Source organism: Arthrobacter sp. B0490 (assembly GCF_002929355.1).
Lineage (GTDB): Bacteria > Actinomycetota > Actinomycetes > Actinomycetales > Micrococcaceae > Arthrobacter_D.
The window spans coordinates 16,648-32,141 of sequence record NZ_PJIR01000004.1 but is presented as its reverse complement, the minus strand read 5'-3'; the positions used below and the strand labels follow the sequence as shown (position 1 = coordinate 32,141).

Here is a 15,494-nt window from a genome sequence, read left to right as displayed (position 1 = left end):
CGTCATCTGGGTCGTGCCCCTGCGAAGCGGTAGTCGGCGGGCGTTTCACTACAGCGACGACGTTGACATCAGCGTGTCACCCGTGGTGCCTAAGAGGGGTCGCAGCGGCACGGGTAGCGGGCGGCGACAGGGTATCGCCCTGCGAAATCCATAAGCTGGTTGCGGACAGTACACCCGGACCATTTATGGAGCGCGCCTAGCATGGGCCTCGGAGGAAACGGGGCGTCCGCTCCTGCTGATTTCCGGGCAAGCAACAGGGGCAACAGCGATAAGCGGCGCGATTGTCGCACCACTTGACGGGTGATCGCCTGTTTCCGCAGGACCAACCGTATCCAACAGTCACGAGCGGAGATCTGGGATGGCGCGACGGCCTGTCGGGGTGGGTCACGCGGTTTGCGGGCTGTGGATTGAGCGTTTACGTAAATAGGCACGCGCGGCGCGGACGCGGTCACCGCATCGGGTTGAGCACCATTGCCGTCGAGCGTGGGTGCGGAGGAAGAACCGCTGGCAGGAGTCCGCTTCGCAGGACGCGAGCTGCGAGGCCTGGTCGCCGCTGAGCAGCGAGGCGGCATCTTCGGCGATCACGGCCATGACGTGTTCTACGACCTGAGTCGTGGGGTGGTCGGCGCGACGGGTGAATCCTCCTGGTGGGTCGAACCGCAATAGCAGAGCGCCGGGGACGCAGGTCAGGGCGAAGTTCAGGGCGTGTACCGCGGAGGTCGTGGGGACGTCGCCGGTGGTGTGAGCGGTGAAGAGATTGCGCAGGTCCGCGCGCAGCGCCGCGAGCCGGCCTTGGCAATGCTCGTGTAGCACAGCGTCCTGTCCGATGAGATCACGTGCCATCAGCCAAGCCGCAGCGGCCTCTGGAGTGCTCATCTCGTCGTAGTCCTTGCCGACCGCCACGCCACCTGCGCTGTTGACCAGGGCGAGGCTCGGATGTTCCTGGGCGCCTGGTGCGGCGGCCAACGGTGTTTCTGACATGGTTCTCATGTTATCAGTGTCTTTTAACCGTGAGACAGATGTTAGGCTCTAGTCATGCCAAAAATACCTTTTTCCCATGAGGAGTTGCTGTGGGGTTGAGTCGACCATCGGGTACGGCGCCGTTCACACTGTCCGTTCTCTCCGCCGGCGGCACGGGCGTCGGGATGACAGCTGCGGAAGGGCTCGAGAGCACCATCTTGCTCGCGCGGACCGCCGATGAGCGAGGCTTTCACAGGTTCTGGATGTCCGAGCATCACGGGATGGGAGCGACCTCCGTGTCGTCGCCTCCGTTGATGATTGCCCGTCTCATCGCAGAAACGGTGCGCATCCGTCTCGGGGCCGGCGGGGTCATGCTGCCTAACCATTCTCCGCTGCTGATCGCCGAACAATTCGGAATGCTGGAGGCGCTGGCCCCGGGCCGGATCGATCTCGGGCTCGGTCGTGCTCCAGGTACGGACGGGGCCACTGCCGCCGCGTTGCGTCGTGGAGCGGACGCCAATGACGGATTCCCACAGCAGGTCCTGGAGCTGCTCGGATTCCTGAGCGACGACTTCCCATCCGGGCACCCTTACCGGCAGGTCCACGCGGTGCCGGGCCCCTGGCAAGCGGCGGAGAACCGGGTGAGCGCACCGCCAACCATGCCGCAAATGTGGATACTCGGTTCATCGCCGTACTCGGCTCAGTTGGCCGGGCAGCTCGGTCGACCCTATGCGTTCGCACTGCAGTTCGGCGACGCCGACGTCGACACTGCCATGCGCCTCTACCGTGAGAGCTTCCAACCCTCCGACGTGCTCGCCGAGCCCCACACCCTCGTCAGCGTCCCTGCGGTCATCAGCAACGACCCGCTCGAGGCCAAGCGGCAGGCGGCAACATCGGCCATGGCGATGCTGCGGATGTTCAAACGCGAAGGCTACCTGCTCCTACCTCCGGACGAGGTCGAGGCCTACCAGCCCACAATGCAGGAGCGACACATCATCGACGCCTACACCGACCGCAGTTTCCACGGCACGCCCGAAACGGTCGCCGCTCGACTCGACGCCCTCCAATCGCGCACCGGCGCCGACGAAATGATGCTCGTCATCGGCGGCCACTCCACGTCCCTCGACCAGGAAGGGATCAACCTGATCGCCGATCACTACGCAATGCCCCGCCTCGAAACATCGCTTGCGGCCGCCGCACATTAAAACCCACGCCCCGGATTTCCGCGGCTCACCCATGCCATTTCCACACGTTTCACGCATTCTCAAACAACCCTCTCTGAAGGAGAACCTTATGTCCGCACCACGCCGAGCCCTCATCGTCATCGACGCCCAGCAGGAATACTTTGACGGACTGCTCCCGATCCAGTTCCCGGCTCGTCAGGATTCCGTCGCCAGCATCCAGGCGGCGATCGACGCGGCCCAGCAAACCGACACGCCCGTCGTGCTCGTCCAGCACGAGCTCCCGGCGGAAGCCCCCGTGTTCGCCGCAGGTTCGTCGACCTGGCAGAACCACCCCACGGTGGCTGCCTATGAAGACACAGCAGCCAAGCGCATCAGCAAGCAGTTCTCCAGCATCTTTGCGGACACGGACCTTGAAACCTGGTTGCGCGGACAAAAGATCGACACGATCACTCTCGCCGGATACATGACGAACAACTGCGTGATCGCTTCCGCTGCAGCCGCCGAGCCCCTCGGTTTCGCCGTCGAAGTCCTCTCCGACGCGACCGGCGCAATCGATCTGGCCAACGAGGCCGGTACCGCACCCGCACGCCAGGTCCACGAAACTCTCATGGCGCTACTGCACTCGAACTGGGCTGCCGTGACCGACACCGCGACCTGGGCCACCGCACTAAGCACAAGCGCGGCGCTGACCAAGAGCGACCTCGTCACCTCCGCCACTCAAGGCCGCAGTACCCGCTAGAAGCACGAAGCGATCCTCCTCGTCCCATCGGAGACACCCGGATCACCTAGGGTGGCCCGCTACCAGCCGCGCAGATCCCGCCGCGCTAGTAGCGGGTCTCTAGGGCGCCCTTTGGAGTTAGTTGCCGACGAGACGGGTGCTGTAGCTGCTTCGAAGACGTCGTTGGTGCCTGATTGCGGCGATTGCCTATCTTCCGCCCGGATCTATTCGTCGTCGGCGATGCTTTTCATCGCTTTCCAGCCGTGTGTGACGCCGCCTCCGGCGCGCAGGGCGGCGGCGACCATGACGGCTTCGGCGATGTCGGCTTTGGAAGCGCCGGCCTTGATGGCGCGCTTGGCGTGGTCCTCGATGCAAAACGGGCACTGCGTGGTCACTGCGACGCCGACCGCGATCAGTTCGCGGGTTGCCAGGTCGAGGTTCCCGGTGTTCTTATTGAAAACGGCTTTGTCGAAGCCGAAGAATGCCGAGACCATCTCCGGTGCGGCGTCCTTGATGTCGGCCATAAACTTTGATTCGTCGTTATGGGAATGCATTGCTGCTCCTTCTTGCTTGTTTGATTCCGTTTAGGGATTGGTGGTGCCTCAAGCCCGGGTAATCCCAAGTTCGTCTATCGTGTGCTCCTCGGCGTTCACGCGGCCGCTGAGCGTGAGTAGCGCGAGCACTGCCGCGGCGAGGAGGATGCCCGCGCCGACGACCAGCGCGGTGCTGTAGCCGCCCACCAGCGCCTGAGTTGTGCCACCGGAACCGGCGGTCACCGTCGCTGCGACCCCGGCGAGCACCGCGAGTCCGAGGGCGACGCCGATCTGCTGGGCGGAGTTGAGCAACGCCGAGGCGATACCGGCCTTGTCCGGCTCGACGCGGTAGACCGCGGCCTGCGTCAGGGCCATGACGCCGAGGCCGAACCCGAGGGCGACGACGAGGAAGCCTGGCGCGATGGGCAGCCAGCCGCCCTCACCGGAAATGACCCAGGCGATCCAAAGCGCACCGGCGGTGCTCAGGAACCCGCCGACCCCAGTGACCCACCGCGGGGCGACCTTCAGCAGAACCTTCGGGGCGGAACCCGCGCCGAGGATGATGCCTGCAGCGAACGGGAGCATCGACAGGCCCGTGACCAAGGGCGAGTACTGCTGGATCTGCTGCAGGTAAAGCGTGACGACGTACAGGATGCCCATCGGCCCGATCGCAAGCCCCAGCATGGTCAGGTAGGCCCCTGCGCGGTTGCGGTCCCTGAACAGGCTCAGCGGGACTAGAGGGCTCGGGCTGCGGCGTTGGATAAGGACGAAGGCGGCCAGCAGCACGGCCGCCCCAAGAACCAGGGCGTAGGCGACCGGGTCGATGAGTCCGTCTTCGCCGAAGCGGGTAATCGCGTACACCAGGGAGATCATGCCGGCGGTGCCCAGGATTCCGTCGAGCAGGCCCAGGCGTCCGGTGTTGCGCTGCGGGGCGACGAGGGTGCGGCTGCCGAGAAGTACGAGCAGCCCGATGGGGATGTTGATGAAGAACACCCACCGCCAGCTCAGCGCGTCGGTGAGGAATCCGCCGAGGACCAACCCGATGACGATGCCGATGCCCGACATTGCCCCGTAGAGCGATAAGGCCGTGTCCCGCGTCTTCCTGTCTTCGAAAGTGGTGGCGATCAGTGCCAGCACGTTGGGGGCGGTCATGGCCGCGCCGATGCCCTGGAGGGCGCGGGCGGCGATGAGCATCTCAGCGCTCTGGCCGAGCCCGCCGGCCAGTGATCCTAGGACGAAGACCAGCAGACCGATCTGCAGGGTTCGCTTACGGCCCCAGAGGTCGCCCATCCGGCCGCCGAGCAGCAACAGAGCGCCGAAGCTGAGGATGTAGCCGTTGACGATCCAGGGCAAGTGCACGGGATCGACGCGCAGCTGGTCCTGGATACTGGGCAGGGCGATATTCACGATCGAGTCGTCGAGCACGATCATCAGCTGGGCCGTCGCGATCACGAGCAGGGATATGAGCCCTGCGCGGGGCCGGGTCTTCATCGGTGTAGGGACCATGTGTCGTCTCTTTCTTTTGGGTGTGGCGTCGAGCCGCGCCGAAGACCCGTGCTGGTGTAGCTCGCCCGTGTCGCCGGGCACGAAGGCGGCCACGGCTTGCCGCCGGACGCCCGTGACGGAACCCCGCTCATGCGTCAGGGGTAGAAGGGCTTCGGCTAATCTCGGTCAGGCAGTGGGTCTGCGCGTGTTGTCTGAGGCCAGCTATTCAGGAGCGCACGAGCCGCTTGATGGCGTCGCTGGCTTCCTGAAGTTTTTCCCGAGCCGCGTCCTCGTCTCCCATCCGAGCTGCGTCGAGGACGCAGTGCTTGAGATGGTCGTCGAGCAGGCCGGTTGCCACGGTCTGCAGTGCCCGGGTGAGCGCACTGACCTGGGTGAGGATATCGATGCAGTACTTCTCCTCGTCGATCATCCTCGCGATTCCGCGGGCCTGGCCCTCGATGCGTTTCATACGCGTCAGATAACCGGACTTGTCGTCGATGTAGCCGTGCTGGTGCTCGGCGTCGGACTCCGGTTCAGCGGCGTGCTCGACAGGACCGCCACAGCAGCCGGCGTCGGCGAGGAGGTTCTCACGGCCGCTCTCGAGAGCCTCCGTTTTCGTGGTGCTGCAGCAGCTAGCGACAGCGGGCGCTTCAGTCGTCATGATCGTGGTGCCTTTCGTTCTTCGAATGGAGATGAAGGTGCGCGGCTTGGGGCTACTTCGTGACACTGCGGAACCCGCGCAGGCGGAGGCTGTTGCCGACGACGAAGACACTGGAGAACGCCATCGCCGCGCCTGCAAGCATCGGGTTGAGCATGCCGAGGGCGGCGATCGGAATCGCCGCGACGTTGTAGGCGAAGGCCCAGAACAGGTTCGTCTTGATCGTCGACAAGGTCCTGCGGGACAGGCGGATCGCGTCGACCGCGGCCCGTAGGTCACCGCGCACGAGGGTGATGTCGGAGGCTTCGATCGCGGCATCGGTGCCGGTGCCCATCGCCAATCCCAGGTCGGCCTGGGCCAGGGCGGGGGCGTCGTTGACACCGTCGCCGACCATCGCGACGACCTTGCCCTCTTTCTGCAGGCGGGCGACGACGTCGACCTTGTCCTGTGGGAGGACCTCGGCGATGACCTGCTCGATGCCGACCTCGGATGCGATCTGCCGGGCCACGGCCTCGTTATCACCGGTCAGGAGCACCGGGGTGAGCCCGAGTGCCTTCAGCTCGGCGATCGCCTCCTTGCTGGTGGGCTTGACCGTGTCAGCGACAACGAGGATGCCGCGCGCGGCACCATCCCAGCCAACCGCAACGACTGTCTTGCCCTCACCCTCGGCGCGCACCTTGGCCGAGGCCACCTCGCCGGAGAGGCGCTGGGACCACTCGGCCAGCAAGGACTCACGGCCTACGAGCACCGTGTGCCCGTCGATGATGCCCTGCACGCCCTTGCCCTCGAGGTTGGCGAAGTCCTCCGGTGACACGAGGGTGCCGACCTCCTGGGTGGCTGCCTTCGCGATGGCCTGTGCGATCGGGTGCTCGGAGGCATCCTCCAACGCGCCGGCCAGGCGCAGCAACTCAGCTCGATCAACACCGGGCTCGGTGATCACCTCGACCAGGGTCATCTTGCCGCTGGTGACCGTGCCGGTCTTGTCCAGCACGACCGTGTCAACCTTCCGGGTGGACTCCAGCACCTCGGGGCCCTTGATGAGCACGCCCATCTGCGCCCCGCGTCCGGTGCCCACCAACAGTGCGGTCGGGGTCGCCAGTCCCAGGGCGCACGGGCAAGCGATGACGAGCACGGCGACGGCCGCGGTGAAAGCGGCCGCGACCGGGAACCCCGCCCCGAGCCAGGCCCCCAGAGTGATGACCGCGATGATGATCACGATCGGCACGAACACCCCGGAAATCCGGTCGGCCAGGCGCTGCACCTCAGCCTTGCCAGTCTGCGCGTCTTCGACGAGCTTGGCCATCTGCGCCAGCTGCGTGTCGGACCCGACCCGGGTGGCGCGCACCACGAGACGGCCACCGGCGTTGACGGTGGCGCCGGCGACCGGGTCCCCCTCGGCCACCTCCACCGGCACTGACTCACCGGTGAGCATCGAGGCGTCCACGGCGGAGGTACCGGCAGTGACAATGCCGTCGGTGGCGATCTTCTCACCGGGGCGGACAACGAACTCGTCGCCGATCTGCAGCTGCGAGGTCGGGATCTTCACCTCGGCCCCGCCGCGCAGGACGGCGACCTCCTTCGCGCCCAGCTCCAGCAACGCCCGAAGCGCTGCCCCGGCTTGACGCTTGGACCGCTTCTCGAAGTAGCGGCCGGCGAGGATGAACATCGTCACCCCGGCCCCGACCTCGAGGTAAATGTTCGCAGCCCCGTCCGATGGCGCGATGGTGAACTCGAACGCGTGCGTCATACCGGGAACACCTGCGGCACCGAGGAACAACGCGTACAGCGACCAGAGGAACGCTGCGGCGGTGCCCATGGAGATGAGGGTGTCCATCGTCGCAGTACCGTGCTTGAGGTTCGTCCAGGCCGCCTTGTGGAAAGGCCAGGCCGCCCACACGATCACCGGACCGGCGAGGGCGAGTGAAAGCCATTGCCAGTAGGTGAACTGCAGTGCGGGAATCATCGCCATCGCGATCACCGGGACGGTGAGCACGATCGACCCGATCAGCCGGTGCTTGAGCGACAGCAGCTCCGCATTCGGAGCGTCCTCGTCCTCAGTGGACGACGCCTCACCCCTGCCGCTATTCCTGGGCGCCGGGAGCACGGCGGTATACCCAGTCTTCTCAACCTCACTGATCAGCAGCGCCGGGTCGTACCCGTCGGGCACCGTGACCCTCGCCTTCTCGGTGGCGTAGTTGACACTCGCCTGAACGCCGTCGAGCTTGTTCAGCTTCCGCTCAATCCGGTTCGCGCAGGAAGCGCAGGTCATCCCCCCGACCTCCAGCTCGATCTGCGTCCCGCCTGCCGGTGGTGCTGTAGTGCTCACTGCGTTCTCCACTCTGATTCCTACCCTGATTCCCGCTCTGTTGCTTGGTTTCCGCCTGCCTGACGGGCGCAGGCTCCCCGGATGTCAGGAGGCTGGCTTGATTTCGCTCTCGACGACCCACTTGTGATTGCTCATCGTCATGCCGTCCGCGTCGACGTCCACCATGTACGCGGTCTCGGCGGTCGAGCTGTCGATCGTGGCCTTCGCCCCGCTCATACCGGTCATGTGCTCGGCGTTGAGCACCACCGCCATGCCGTCGGCCATAGGCGCGCTGCCGGCGTTCTCGAGTTCCTCATGGACGACCCACCGATGATCGACAACCCGATGCCCACCGGTGGTGGGCATGTAGCTCACCGAGTAGGTCGTGGTATCGAAAGCACCGGAGATAACCGCCTCCGCCCCCTGCATGCCCGGCATGTGGCCGGCGGTGAGAATGACCTTCGTGCCCACCGGGTACGTCGGGCCGGTAGCGGGCGTGATGCCCTCGGGTGCCGGGCCGCCGTCCGGAGCGTGCTCGTGTCCTGCCATGCCGCCGGCTTCCTGCCCGGTCTCGTTCATGCCCTGGTCATGAGGATCCATGTCGTCCTGCCCTTCGCTGTGATCTTTCATCCCGCTCGTGTCCTGCCACGCCGCTACGACGCTGTCCGGCACGACGACGCCGGCGAGCCCGTAGGCCCCGCTGAACGCCACCACCATCCCGGCACCGTAGACCGCAAGCCGTGCCGGAGCCTTCATCAGGCCCGCACCGCCGAGTAACCGGCTTCCTTCACCGCAGCCAGCACCTTCTCGTCATCGATCTCATCCGCTCCGGTGATGACGAGCTTGCCCGTCTGCGCGCTGACCTGGATGTCCTCGACGCCCGGAACCGCGGCAACCTCCTCACGGACCGACATCTCGCAGTGCCCACACGTCATTCCCGCCAACATGTACTCGTTCACAGCCAACACGACCCCTTCTTCATCGACATCCCAATAAATACCCTGGGGGGGTATCCGATAAAGATAACGGTATACCCCCACCGGGTATTCCCGCAAAGGACGAGAGGCCAATCCTGCCCAAGGAGTCCTGGCGGGGCGGGTCACTGACCCTCACCGTGCCCCCACCGAACATCGATAGAACCCGCCATTGGGCAATCACGGCCCAGGCCGCGACTCACTCGAGACAGGTGGAACCGTCCCCGTAAGACCCACTGACCTAATGCCCGGCGCACGCCCGACTTACGGGGCACCTACAGCGACCGGGTCCGCTCTAGAGCGTCTCGAAAACCTAAAGCTATACAAGACACTCGAACGGGTCGATCACTGTGCCACCTCTTCCCCGGAATCACGGGCCGTCTTCTGTCTCGGAAACTTGTCTCGCCGTGATTCGTCTTAGGTTTGCTCGTATCCAAGGTTTCTGAGACAGAATGGCGGGATGAGGCATCTCGGATACACCAGGGTCAGCACCTCGAGCCAGGATGCGCAGTTGCAGCTCGACGCGTTGGTCGCCGCCGGCGTGCAGAAGCGCGACGTGTTCGCTGATGTGACTTCGGGGACGAGGTCCGCGATCGATCGTCCTGGCATGAAGAAGCTCCTCGGGTACGCCGACGAAGGAGACACCGTTGTGGTGTGGCGCGTCGATCGACTTGGCCGGTCCCTCATCGATGTGCTGAACACGGTGAACATGCTCCGCGACCGCGGCATCCTTGTCCGGTCCCTATCGGACGGAATTGATCCGGCGACGTCGACGGGCAGGCTGATGCTGAACATGCTCGCCACCCTTGCCGAGTACGAGCGGGAGCTGATCGTAGAACGCATCAACGCCGGCATCGCTGCCTCCAAGCAGAACGGCACGAAGTTCGGTCGGCCCGTGATGAACCCGAAGGTCATCGCGGACAAACTCAACATCGCCGCCGACGCCCGAGCCAAAGGACGGACCGCTGAGGAAGCCGCCCGACTCGTCGGGTGGAGCCGCGCAACGCTCTACCGTCACCAGCAAGCTCAAGCGATCACCACTCCTCTGGTGGTCACGCCCCAACCCTCCCCTGCCGACAACGGCCAGCCAGTAAGCACACCGGCGCCTCTTCCCAAGATCGGCGCTCCCGCCACGAGAGCCCTCGCCGAACGCGGCGTACTCACCATGAGCGACCTGCAAGGCATCGACCTCAACGAACTATCTACGCTGCACGGCGTCGGCCCCAAAGCGATCACCTTGCTGCGGGCAGCCTTGGAAAAACAGCAGGCCTCCTAGGTCCCCGGACTCGTAGAGTTTGCCCGGCAGAGCTTCCCCTACCCCCGCGCGAACCACAGTGGTGGCGGTCAAGGATGAGGGCACGCGTGGAAGGTTTCATCAAAGGCCCCCTTTTCCCTTGTTGAGAAAAGCCAATGTGAGACACGTTGCTGAGACAGCGCGCGAAGGCAGGAGCCGCTCAGACGCTGGACTTCCGCGGTCGGCAGCCCAAGACTTCCTCACGTCCAAACAAGGGATCGTTTGTTGAGAACAACCCGCGGCCTTTTGCGGGCTAGAGGTCACCCTCCTGGGCAAGGTGCTTCGAACCCTCAGCGAAGCGTCCTGAGGCGGTAGCCGAATGAAGCAATTTCGGTTCCATTACACTTTGCAGGTGGGTGGTCGATGCGCGGGGCGCTAGAAGAGAACGTCCGCCACTCTATGGGAGTATTCAGACGTGCCCCACATCCGCAATCACATCCGCAATCACATCCGCACCCTAATTCTCCGGAATATTGGGGCCGCTGCAATCGTGCATGCAGCTCCCCGCGTTATTGATGAATCTCGTCGGCAGCAGGCACTCGCCTCTGTAGGCCTCCACATCAGGAGTCACTTAGTCGGGCCCATTGACGTGCGAGAGGCTCTGTTCGCGGAGATCAGCGGCGCCCTCGTGGACTTGCATCTCGATGCGCTGCAGCTTAATTGGATCCTGGCCGCCACGCAACTCGACGAAGAGCAACGCCAGCGCGCCGCGTCAGCGCTTTCTGAATTGAGGCTCGAACCTCTCGTTGACATGCGACCCATTGGGCCAGACGCACCCGACTCTACGTGGTTCACAATCACAGGGCCTAATGTCCTAATTGATATCCTCATCCAACCAATGGATGTCCTTACTTCGTTCATCGGACTCGTGCTAGATACTTGGCAGAAGCGCGTTGATTCAGGAATCCAGACTTTCTGGAGCAGTCGCCTACCTGATGAGACACAATCCGCCATAGAACTCTTCATTCTTCGCATGTGGGGACTTCCTATTGGCCGCTTGTCTGGAGAGGATCACAGCCCGTCACTTGGCGAAACCCCTAGCCTTTCGCATCTCGACCTCGATCACGTGGACGACGTGTCTGACCCCCCATGGGAAAAGAACCCTCGGGTGTTCGTGAACGAAACCGCTCGCTTCGTTCTTCCACCCCGAGTGCATGCCGGGTTGGTCGACCCGTTCTATGGCCATGTCTATAGCTATGATTTTCTATCCGAGAACGACGCTGTGTATCGAGCCAGTAAGCTCACAGACGGACCTTTCGGCCACTTGTCGGTCCCGTTTCGAACGGTGCCTCGGTACTTCGCCGACTCCGCCGATTCGCTAATCACACTGCTGGAAGAGAACAGCCAACGCGCGATGTCAACGAGTGTGGATGGCGGTGTCCCCTTGTTTAGAGGGCAAAATCGGGAATATTTTTTGCCACGATCGCGTGAGGCGCGTCTGAAGCTCTTCGGCGATGCCCATGCAATGGAACCATCCCTCTTGCCGAGTGCCGCCCGACGCTCTACCCCGGCAGCTGCGGCCATGGCATTCAACTCACTCATCGAAGCTGCCGTCGAAGTATCACGCGAAAAGCCACACTCTTACGACCAGAAAACTTGGTCCACGTTCCATGGCGACAACTTGAAGACCTCGTTCGCGCAGCACTACGGGCTGGCGACGCCATCTTTGGACCTTACCGATTACTTCCTTGTGGCCTGCTGGTTCGCGACAACGAAGCTTCAACTGGCCGCCCCCGGGATTTTGCGGGCCTCACCCGTCGCTGATGACGACTACTGCGTCATCTACGTTTTCCGGTCGCACATGGATGCAGGTGCACCAATCGATGTTCAGATGTCTCCGCACGGCCGAGCGGCCTGCCAGCGCGGGTGGGTGACGACTAACACCTGGGGGTGGAGGTGCAACGATGCGGCACGATATCTCGAAGCCGCCGTTTACTTTCCTGGCAAACTCCGCCACGAGCTCAAACCAGTGTTACCCCAAGCAGATGAACTCTTCGTCCCGCACGGTAGTGACATTCTCATGGACTTGGCGCTGTCCATCGGAAGTCGGTTGCCTGACTCTCCGATTACGAAGGCACTGCTACGCGACCTGTATCGCGTCGTCGAGTAGACCGAAATCCGTGGCAGCGTTCTGCGATGGGGCATCAGCTTTAAAGACGACTGCACGGAAGCAAAAACGTTTCGTGGCTCGTTGTGACCTGGTCCGCTGAGGGAGCCCTTATGGGCTGTGCTAAGGCAGCGATGCGTAATGTCTAGACCCTCACACTTATCTGTTGCGAAAGCCATAGAAGGACCCTAAAGCACCGCAATCTGAACCAATGTGCGCTGTGGCGTTTGGGTGTACCCCAACGCAACACTCCAAAGCACTTTGGTGGTGTGGTGCTGAGGTATGCGTCTGTGAGCGTGGGAATGAACTTAGGCATTTGGGTAATGGAGCCGCCACAGGAGAGATGATCTGTCCTGTGGCGACGGCCGCATTCCGAATCTCGCCCAGTAGTTGTCGCACATGTGTATCCCCTCGGCAATATCGTCGTTTTCGTACCGGTACAGGAGCCATACATGCACATCGGTTAGCGGTGGATGTAACCGTGGTGGTGCGAGGGTGAACAGATCTGGAGGAAGCACGTAGTCGCTGATTGCTGCCGTCAAATTCCCGGGCGGACCGAACGGGTACATCACAAGGTGCTTGGTTGGGTACCCAGCCAGCTTCTTCGCGAGAGCCTGCACGCCTCCCTCCTGTTCCTTTTCGATGATGCCCAACGATAGTTGAAGCAAGCTCCAGGGGTCAGCAGGTGAAGGGGAATGCATGATGGTCCACATGATCTGATGGGGCTCATTCGGTGAGTCGTGGTGGCACTGAAAACACGCAACTTGTACCCCGTCGTCGTAGGCGCCTAATCCAAGGATCGGGAGCGGGTTGACGCAGTGGCTCAGTCCCTGTTCGTCTGTAGAGAACCAGTGATTGACGCACTCGGCGTCAACGGTCCACCGAAGGACGTCCGCCCTGATCTTCTGGCGTGCTCGTCTGCTGACGCGTGCCAGATTCTTGTACGGAAGCAGTACCCGGACGCAGTGGGGGAGCTTCGCCTCGGTCATGGCTGGTAGGTTCTTCTCTGCTTCACGAGCTCGAGCCGGAACAGTCGTGATCACTTCCGCGACATGCTTGCCGTTCAAAGACAGAAGGTCAGGCATGCCCGGCTTGGAGTTGTCGTCGTATAGACGGAACTCCACTCCGAGCTCCTCCGAAAGCAGAATCCGTGCGTGGTCTTCTTCCCTAGCAGACACTAACCCCCACCCTCCCCTGCAACGGTCATCCGCCCTGTCGCACTGTACTTACGATGCTCAGATGAACTCTTCGATCCGCGGTGCACGAGCCCGGTGGTGTGCGCCTCGACTGTGCGGATCACCAAGCATTGAGTGCTTGCTACGCGCACATATTGGACGGGACGATCCTATGGCAGACCCCGACAGCAACCGGTGTCGCGATCAGCAGCGTTCTACGAGGAGCCGCTGCTCGCAGAGGAGGGTGCTGAAGTCATCGAAACGATCGAGCATCGCGCCGATAGACAGCTCCAGCCGGAGGCGCCACTCGATCGGCGGGAACCAGTCATTCTCTGGGGCGCGCCAGTGAAACAGCCACCCAATCTGTGAGTTCGGTGGCTTGAGCACCACCGCGGAACATGCGGTCACATGGGTTATGGATATGCTGATGCTACCGAACGGGGCTTGGGGGCCGATTGTTAGATCAAATTGCTGTTGTGGGCTCCGGCGACATCGACTTCCGGTTCCTTGAGACGCGATTCGCTGGCTCCGCGGGTGCTCGCGACGCGTTCGAACGACTTATTGCGGACATCGTCGGGATCGTTCATCCCGATGTCCAGGAGATCCAAGCGAACCCGGGCGACTGGGGTATCGACGCTTACGTCGGCGATCTCGGAAGAGGAGGTGAAGTCCATATCTGGCAGTCAAAGTACTTCATCAACGGGTTTGGCACGACCCAGCAGGGCGATGTCCGAGAATCGTATAAATCGGCGCAGAAGGCTGCCAAGGCAAACGGCTACAAGATCGCGTCCTGGACGCTCTGCATCCCCTGCGAACTGGATGGTCCGATGCTCACCTGGTGGGAAGGGTGGAAAAAGCGAACGTCCAAGGCCGACACCCTTACGGTGAACCTCGATACCGCAGGGGGGCTGCGGCGACGACTCCAGGCACCGGCCGCGGCGGCCGTTCGAAATCACTACTTTTCGCCTATTTTTCCGCTTCCACCGACAACCGCCGACCCCGAAGAACCACGGGGGCTGGAGGAACTTGTCGACAACACCAAGTACGACGGCGCTCTTTTTGTGCGCCAAATGGACGAAGCCGGCTTACCAGAGACTTTTGCTGCCCGAGAGGCGTTCTTCAACGCCGAGATCTTGGAGCGGGAGGTCACCGACAAGGGTGTCCAGCCCGAAATCTCGGCGCTTTCGACATGGCGTGTGCGAGTTTCATCGACCTGGTCGACAGCTTTCAACACGGCATGTCAGATGTCGGCGGACCGGCGATTTCCGCAACTGTATAGCGAGGTACTTGGAGGCATCGAGACAAGTCATGCGCAGGAGGCCGCGAGCCTCCGAGCGCACGTCCTTCACGGCGTTGGACTGCTCCATCAAGCCGTGGACAATGGGCGCGCGGGATGGGTTCGGGACTGGCGTGATGTCGCCGAAGTGCACCGTGCACCCATCCCAAGCATCGCTTCCGGCCTGAACAACGAGGAAGGACGGGAGGAGGTATCATGAGCGCCCAAGTCGACCCTACCGATCACGCAGCATCGACGCTACGCGCGGAGTCCGTACCCGCTTTTCGGATGGCCCAGATCCTTCTCGTTCTGGTGGGCGCACAAGCCCAGGAAAGCAAGCTGGATCTTGAACGGCTCTCAGTGATTGAGTTCTTATCGGCCAATCCGTTCCTCGTGTTGGACCCGGATTCTCCCGCCTCTAATCAGCTACGGTTGCAAGGATTTGGCCGCCATTCCATCACCTACGCCTCGCCAAGCCAGCGCTTCGTTTCTCGGCGGGAACGAGTGACTTCGGACATCGCCCAACTGGTCGCGTTCGGGCTTGTGAAACTCGCGGTACACGAGGGGCACAGAGTCTTCACTGTTACCGAATTGGGGCAGCGATCAGCGAACAGCCTGTGCTCCGTGTACGCCGACGCATACCGGCTCAGTATTGCGACCGTTGCTCCCCTCGTAACGAGGCTGTCCTCACCGAAGATGCGAGAGCACCTCGAAACATGGCTTCGAGTGGACCCGGTGCTCTTTGACCTCATCGACAGTCCGACGATCGACGAGTTCGAGGCTGAAGCCTCCGAGCTCACATCGCGCGACATGCTCTTCTAGGAA

At 62.7% G+C, this 15,494-nt stretch carries 13 protein-coding genes and 1 pseudogene; 6 read left to right on the top strand and 8 right to left on the bottom strand.

Going from position 1 to position 15,494, the window contains the following annotated elements; translation table 11 throughout:
• Window positions 1-384: 384 nt before the first annotated feature.
• Complete coding sequence (locus tag CXQ97_RS08190; protein WP_104180381.1) at window positions 385-990, bottom strand: ABATE domain-containing protein; 606 nt, start codon at window positions 988-990, stop codon at window positions 385-387.
• A gap of 80 nt (window positions 991-1,070) precedes the next feature.
• Between CXQ97_RS08190 and CXQ97_RS08185 the strand changes: the two genes are divergently transcribed.
• Both CXQ97_RS08185 and CXQ97_RS08180 read left to right on the top strand, forming a co-directional pair.
• Window positions 1,071-2,165: an LLM class flavin-dependent oxidoreductase gene (locus CXQ97_RS08185; RefSeq protein ID WP_104180380.1), complete on the top strand. Its 1,095-nt coding sequence runs from the start codon at window positions 1,071-1,073 to the stop codon at window positions 2,163-2,165.
• Between the two features lie 88 nt (window positions 2,166-2,253).
• Window positions 2,254-2,883, top strand: coding sequence for an isochorismatase family protein (locus CXQ97_RS08180; RefSeq protein WP_104180379.1), 630 nt, complete (start codon window positions 2,254-2,256; stop codon window positions 2,881-2,883).
• 203 nt (window positions 2,884-3,086) lie between these two features.
• Here CXQ97_RS08180 and CXQ97_RS08175 read toward each other — a convergent pair whose 3' ends face one another.
• The 6 genes from CXQ97_RS08175 to CXQ97_RS08150 form a co-directional block, all read right to left on the bottom strand.
• A complete protein-coding gene (locus CXQ97_RS08175) occupies window positions 3,087-3,416 on the bottom strand; it encodes a carboxymuconolactone decarboxylase family protein (RefSeq protein ID WP_104180378.1) in 330 nt (109 codons plus the stop codon).
• Window positions 3,417-3,464: 48 nt separating this feature from the next.
• A complete protein-coding gene (locus CXQ97_RS08170; protein ID WP_219815394.1) occupies window positions 3,465-4,901 on the bottom strand; it encodes an MFS transporter in 1,437 nt (478 codons plus the stop codon).
• Between the two features lie 205 nt (window positions 4,902-5,106).
• A complete protein-coding gene (locus CXQ97_RS20290) occupies window positions 5,107-5,379 on the bottom strand; it encodes a metal-sensitive transcriptional regulator (RefSeq protein ID WP_258062452.1) in 273 nt (90 codons plus the stop codon).
• A gap of 214 nt (window positions 5,380-5,593) precedes the next feature.
• Window positions 5,594-7,864 carry a heavy metal translocating P-type ATPase gene (locus CXQ97_RS08160; RefSeq protein ID WP_368784479.1) on the bottom strand — a complete coding sequence of 757 codons (2,271 nt, stop codon included), beginning with the start codon at window positions 7,862-7,864 and terminating at the stop codon, window positions 5,594-5,596.
• An 84-nt stretch (window positions 7,865-7,948) separates the two neighbouring features.
• Window positions 7,949-8,560, bottom strand: coding sequence for a YdhK family protein (locus tag CXQ97_RS08155; RefSeq protein WP_258062429.1), 612 nt, complete (start codon window positions 8,558-8,560; stop codon window positions 7,949-7,951).
• 38 nt (window positions 8,561-8,598) lie between these two features.
• Complete coding sequence (locus CXQ97_RS08150) at window positions 8,599-8,808, bottom strand: heavy-metal-associated domain-containing protein (RefSeq protein WP_104180605.1); 210 nt, start codon at window positions 8,806-8,808, stop codon at window positions 8,599-8,601.
• Between the two features lie 469 nt (window positions 8,809-9,277).
• Here CXQ97_RS08150 and CXQ97_RS08145 point away from each other — a divergent pair.
• Window positions 9,278-9,844: pseudogene (locus CXQ97_RS08145) on the top strand (recombinase family protein); the annotation flags it as partial.
• 682 nt (window positions 9,845-10,526) lie between these two features.
• The gene (locus CXQ97_RS08140; RefSeq protein WP_146069609.1) at window positions 10,527-12,221 is read left to right on the top strand and encodes an FRG domain-containing protein; all 1,695 of its coding nucleotides are present in this window, start codon (window positions 10,527-10,529) and stop codon (window positions 12,219-12,221) included.
• A gap of 305 nt (window positions 12,222-12,526) precedes the next feature.
• Here the strand turns inward: CXQ97_RS08140 and CXQ97_RS19465 are convergent, their stop codons facing one another.
• On the bottom strand, window positions 12,527-13,396 hold the full coding sequence (locus CXQ97_RS19465; protein ID WP_146069608.1) for a hypothetical protein: 870 nt from the start codon (window positions 13,394-13,396) through the stop codon (window positions 12,527-12,529).
• A gap of 473 nt (window positions 13,397-13,869) precedes the next feature.
• Here CXQ97_RS19465 and CXQ97_RS19460 point away from each other — a divergent pair, with 473 nt between their 5' ends.
• Entirely contained in the window at window positions 13,870-14,889 is a 1,020-nt protein-coding gene (locus tag CXQ97_RS19460) for a serine/threonine protein kinase (RefSeq protein ID WP_146069607.1), read from the top strand.
• A complete protein-coding gene (locus tag CXQ97_RS08125) occupies window positions 14,886-15,491 on the top strand; it encodes a hypothetical protein (RefSeq protein ID WP_104180371.1) in 606 nt (201 codons plus the stop codon). Before CXQ97_RS19460 ends, CXQ97_RS08125 begins: the two co-directional genes overlap by 4 nt.
• The last annotated feature ends 3 nt before the right edge of the window (window positions 15,492-15,494 follow it).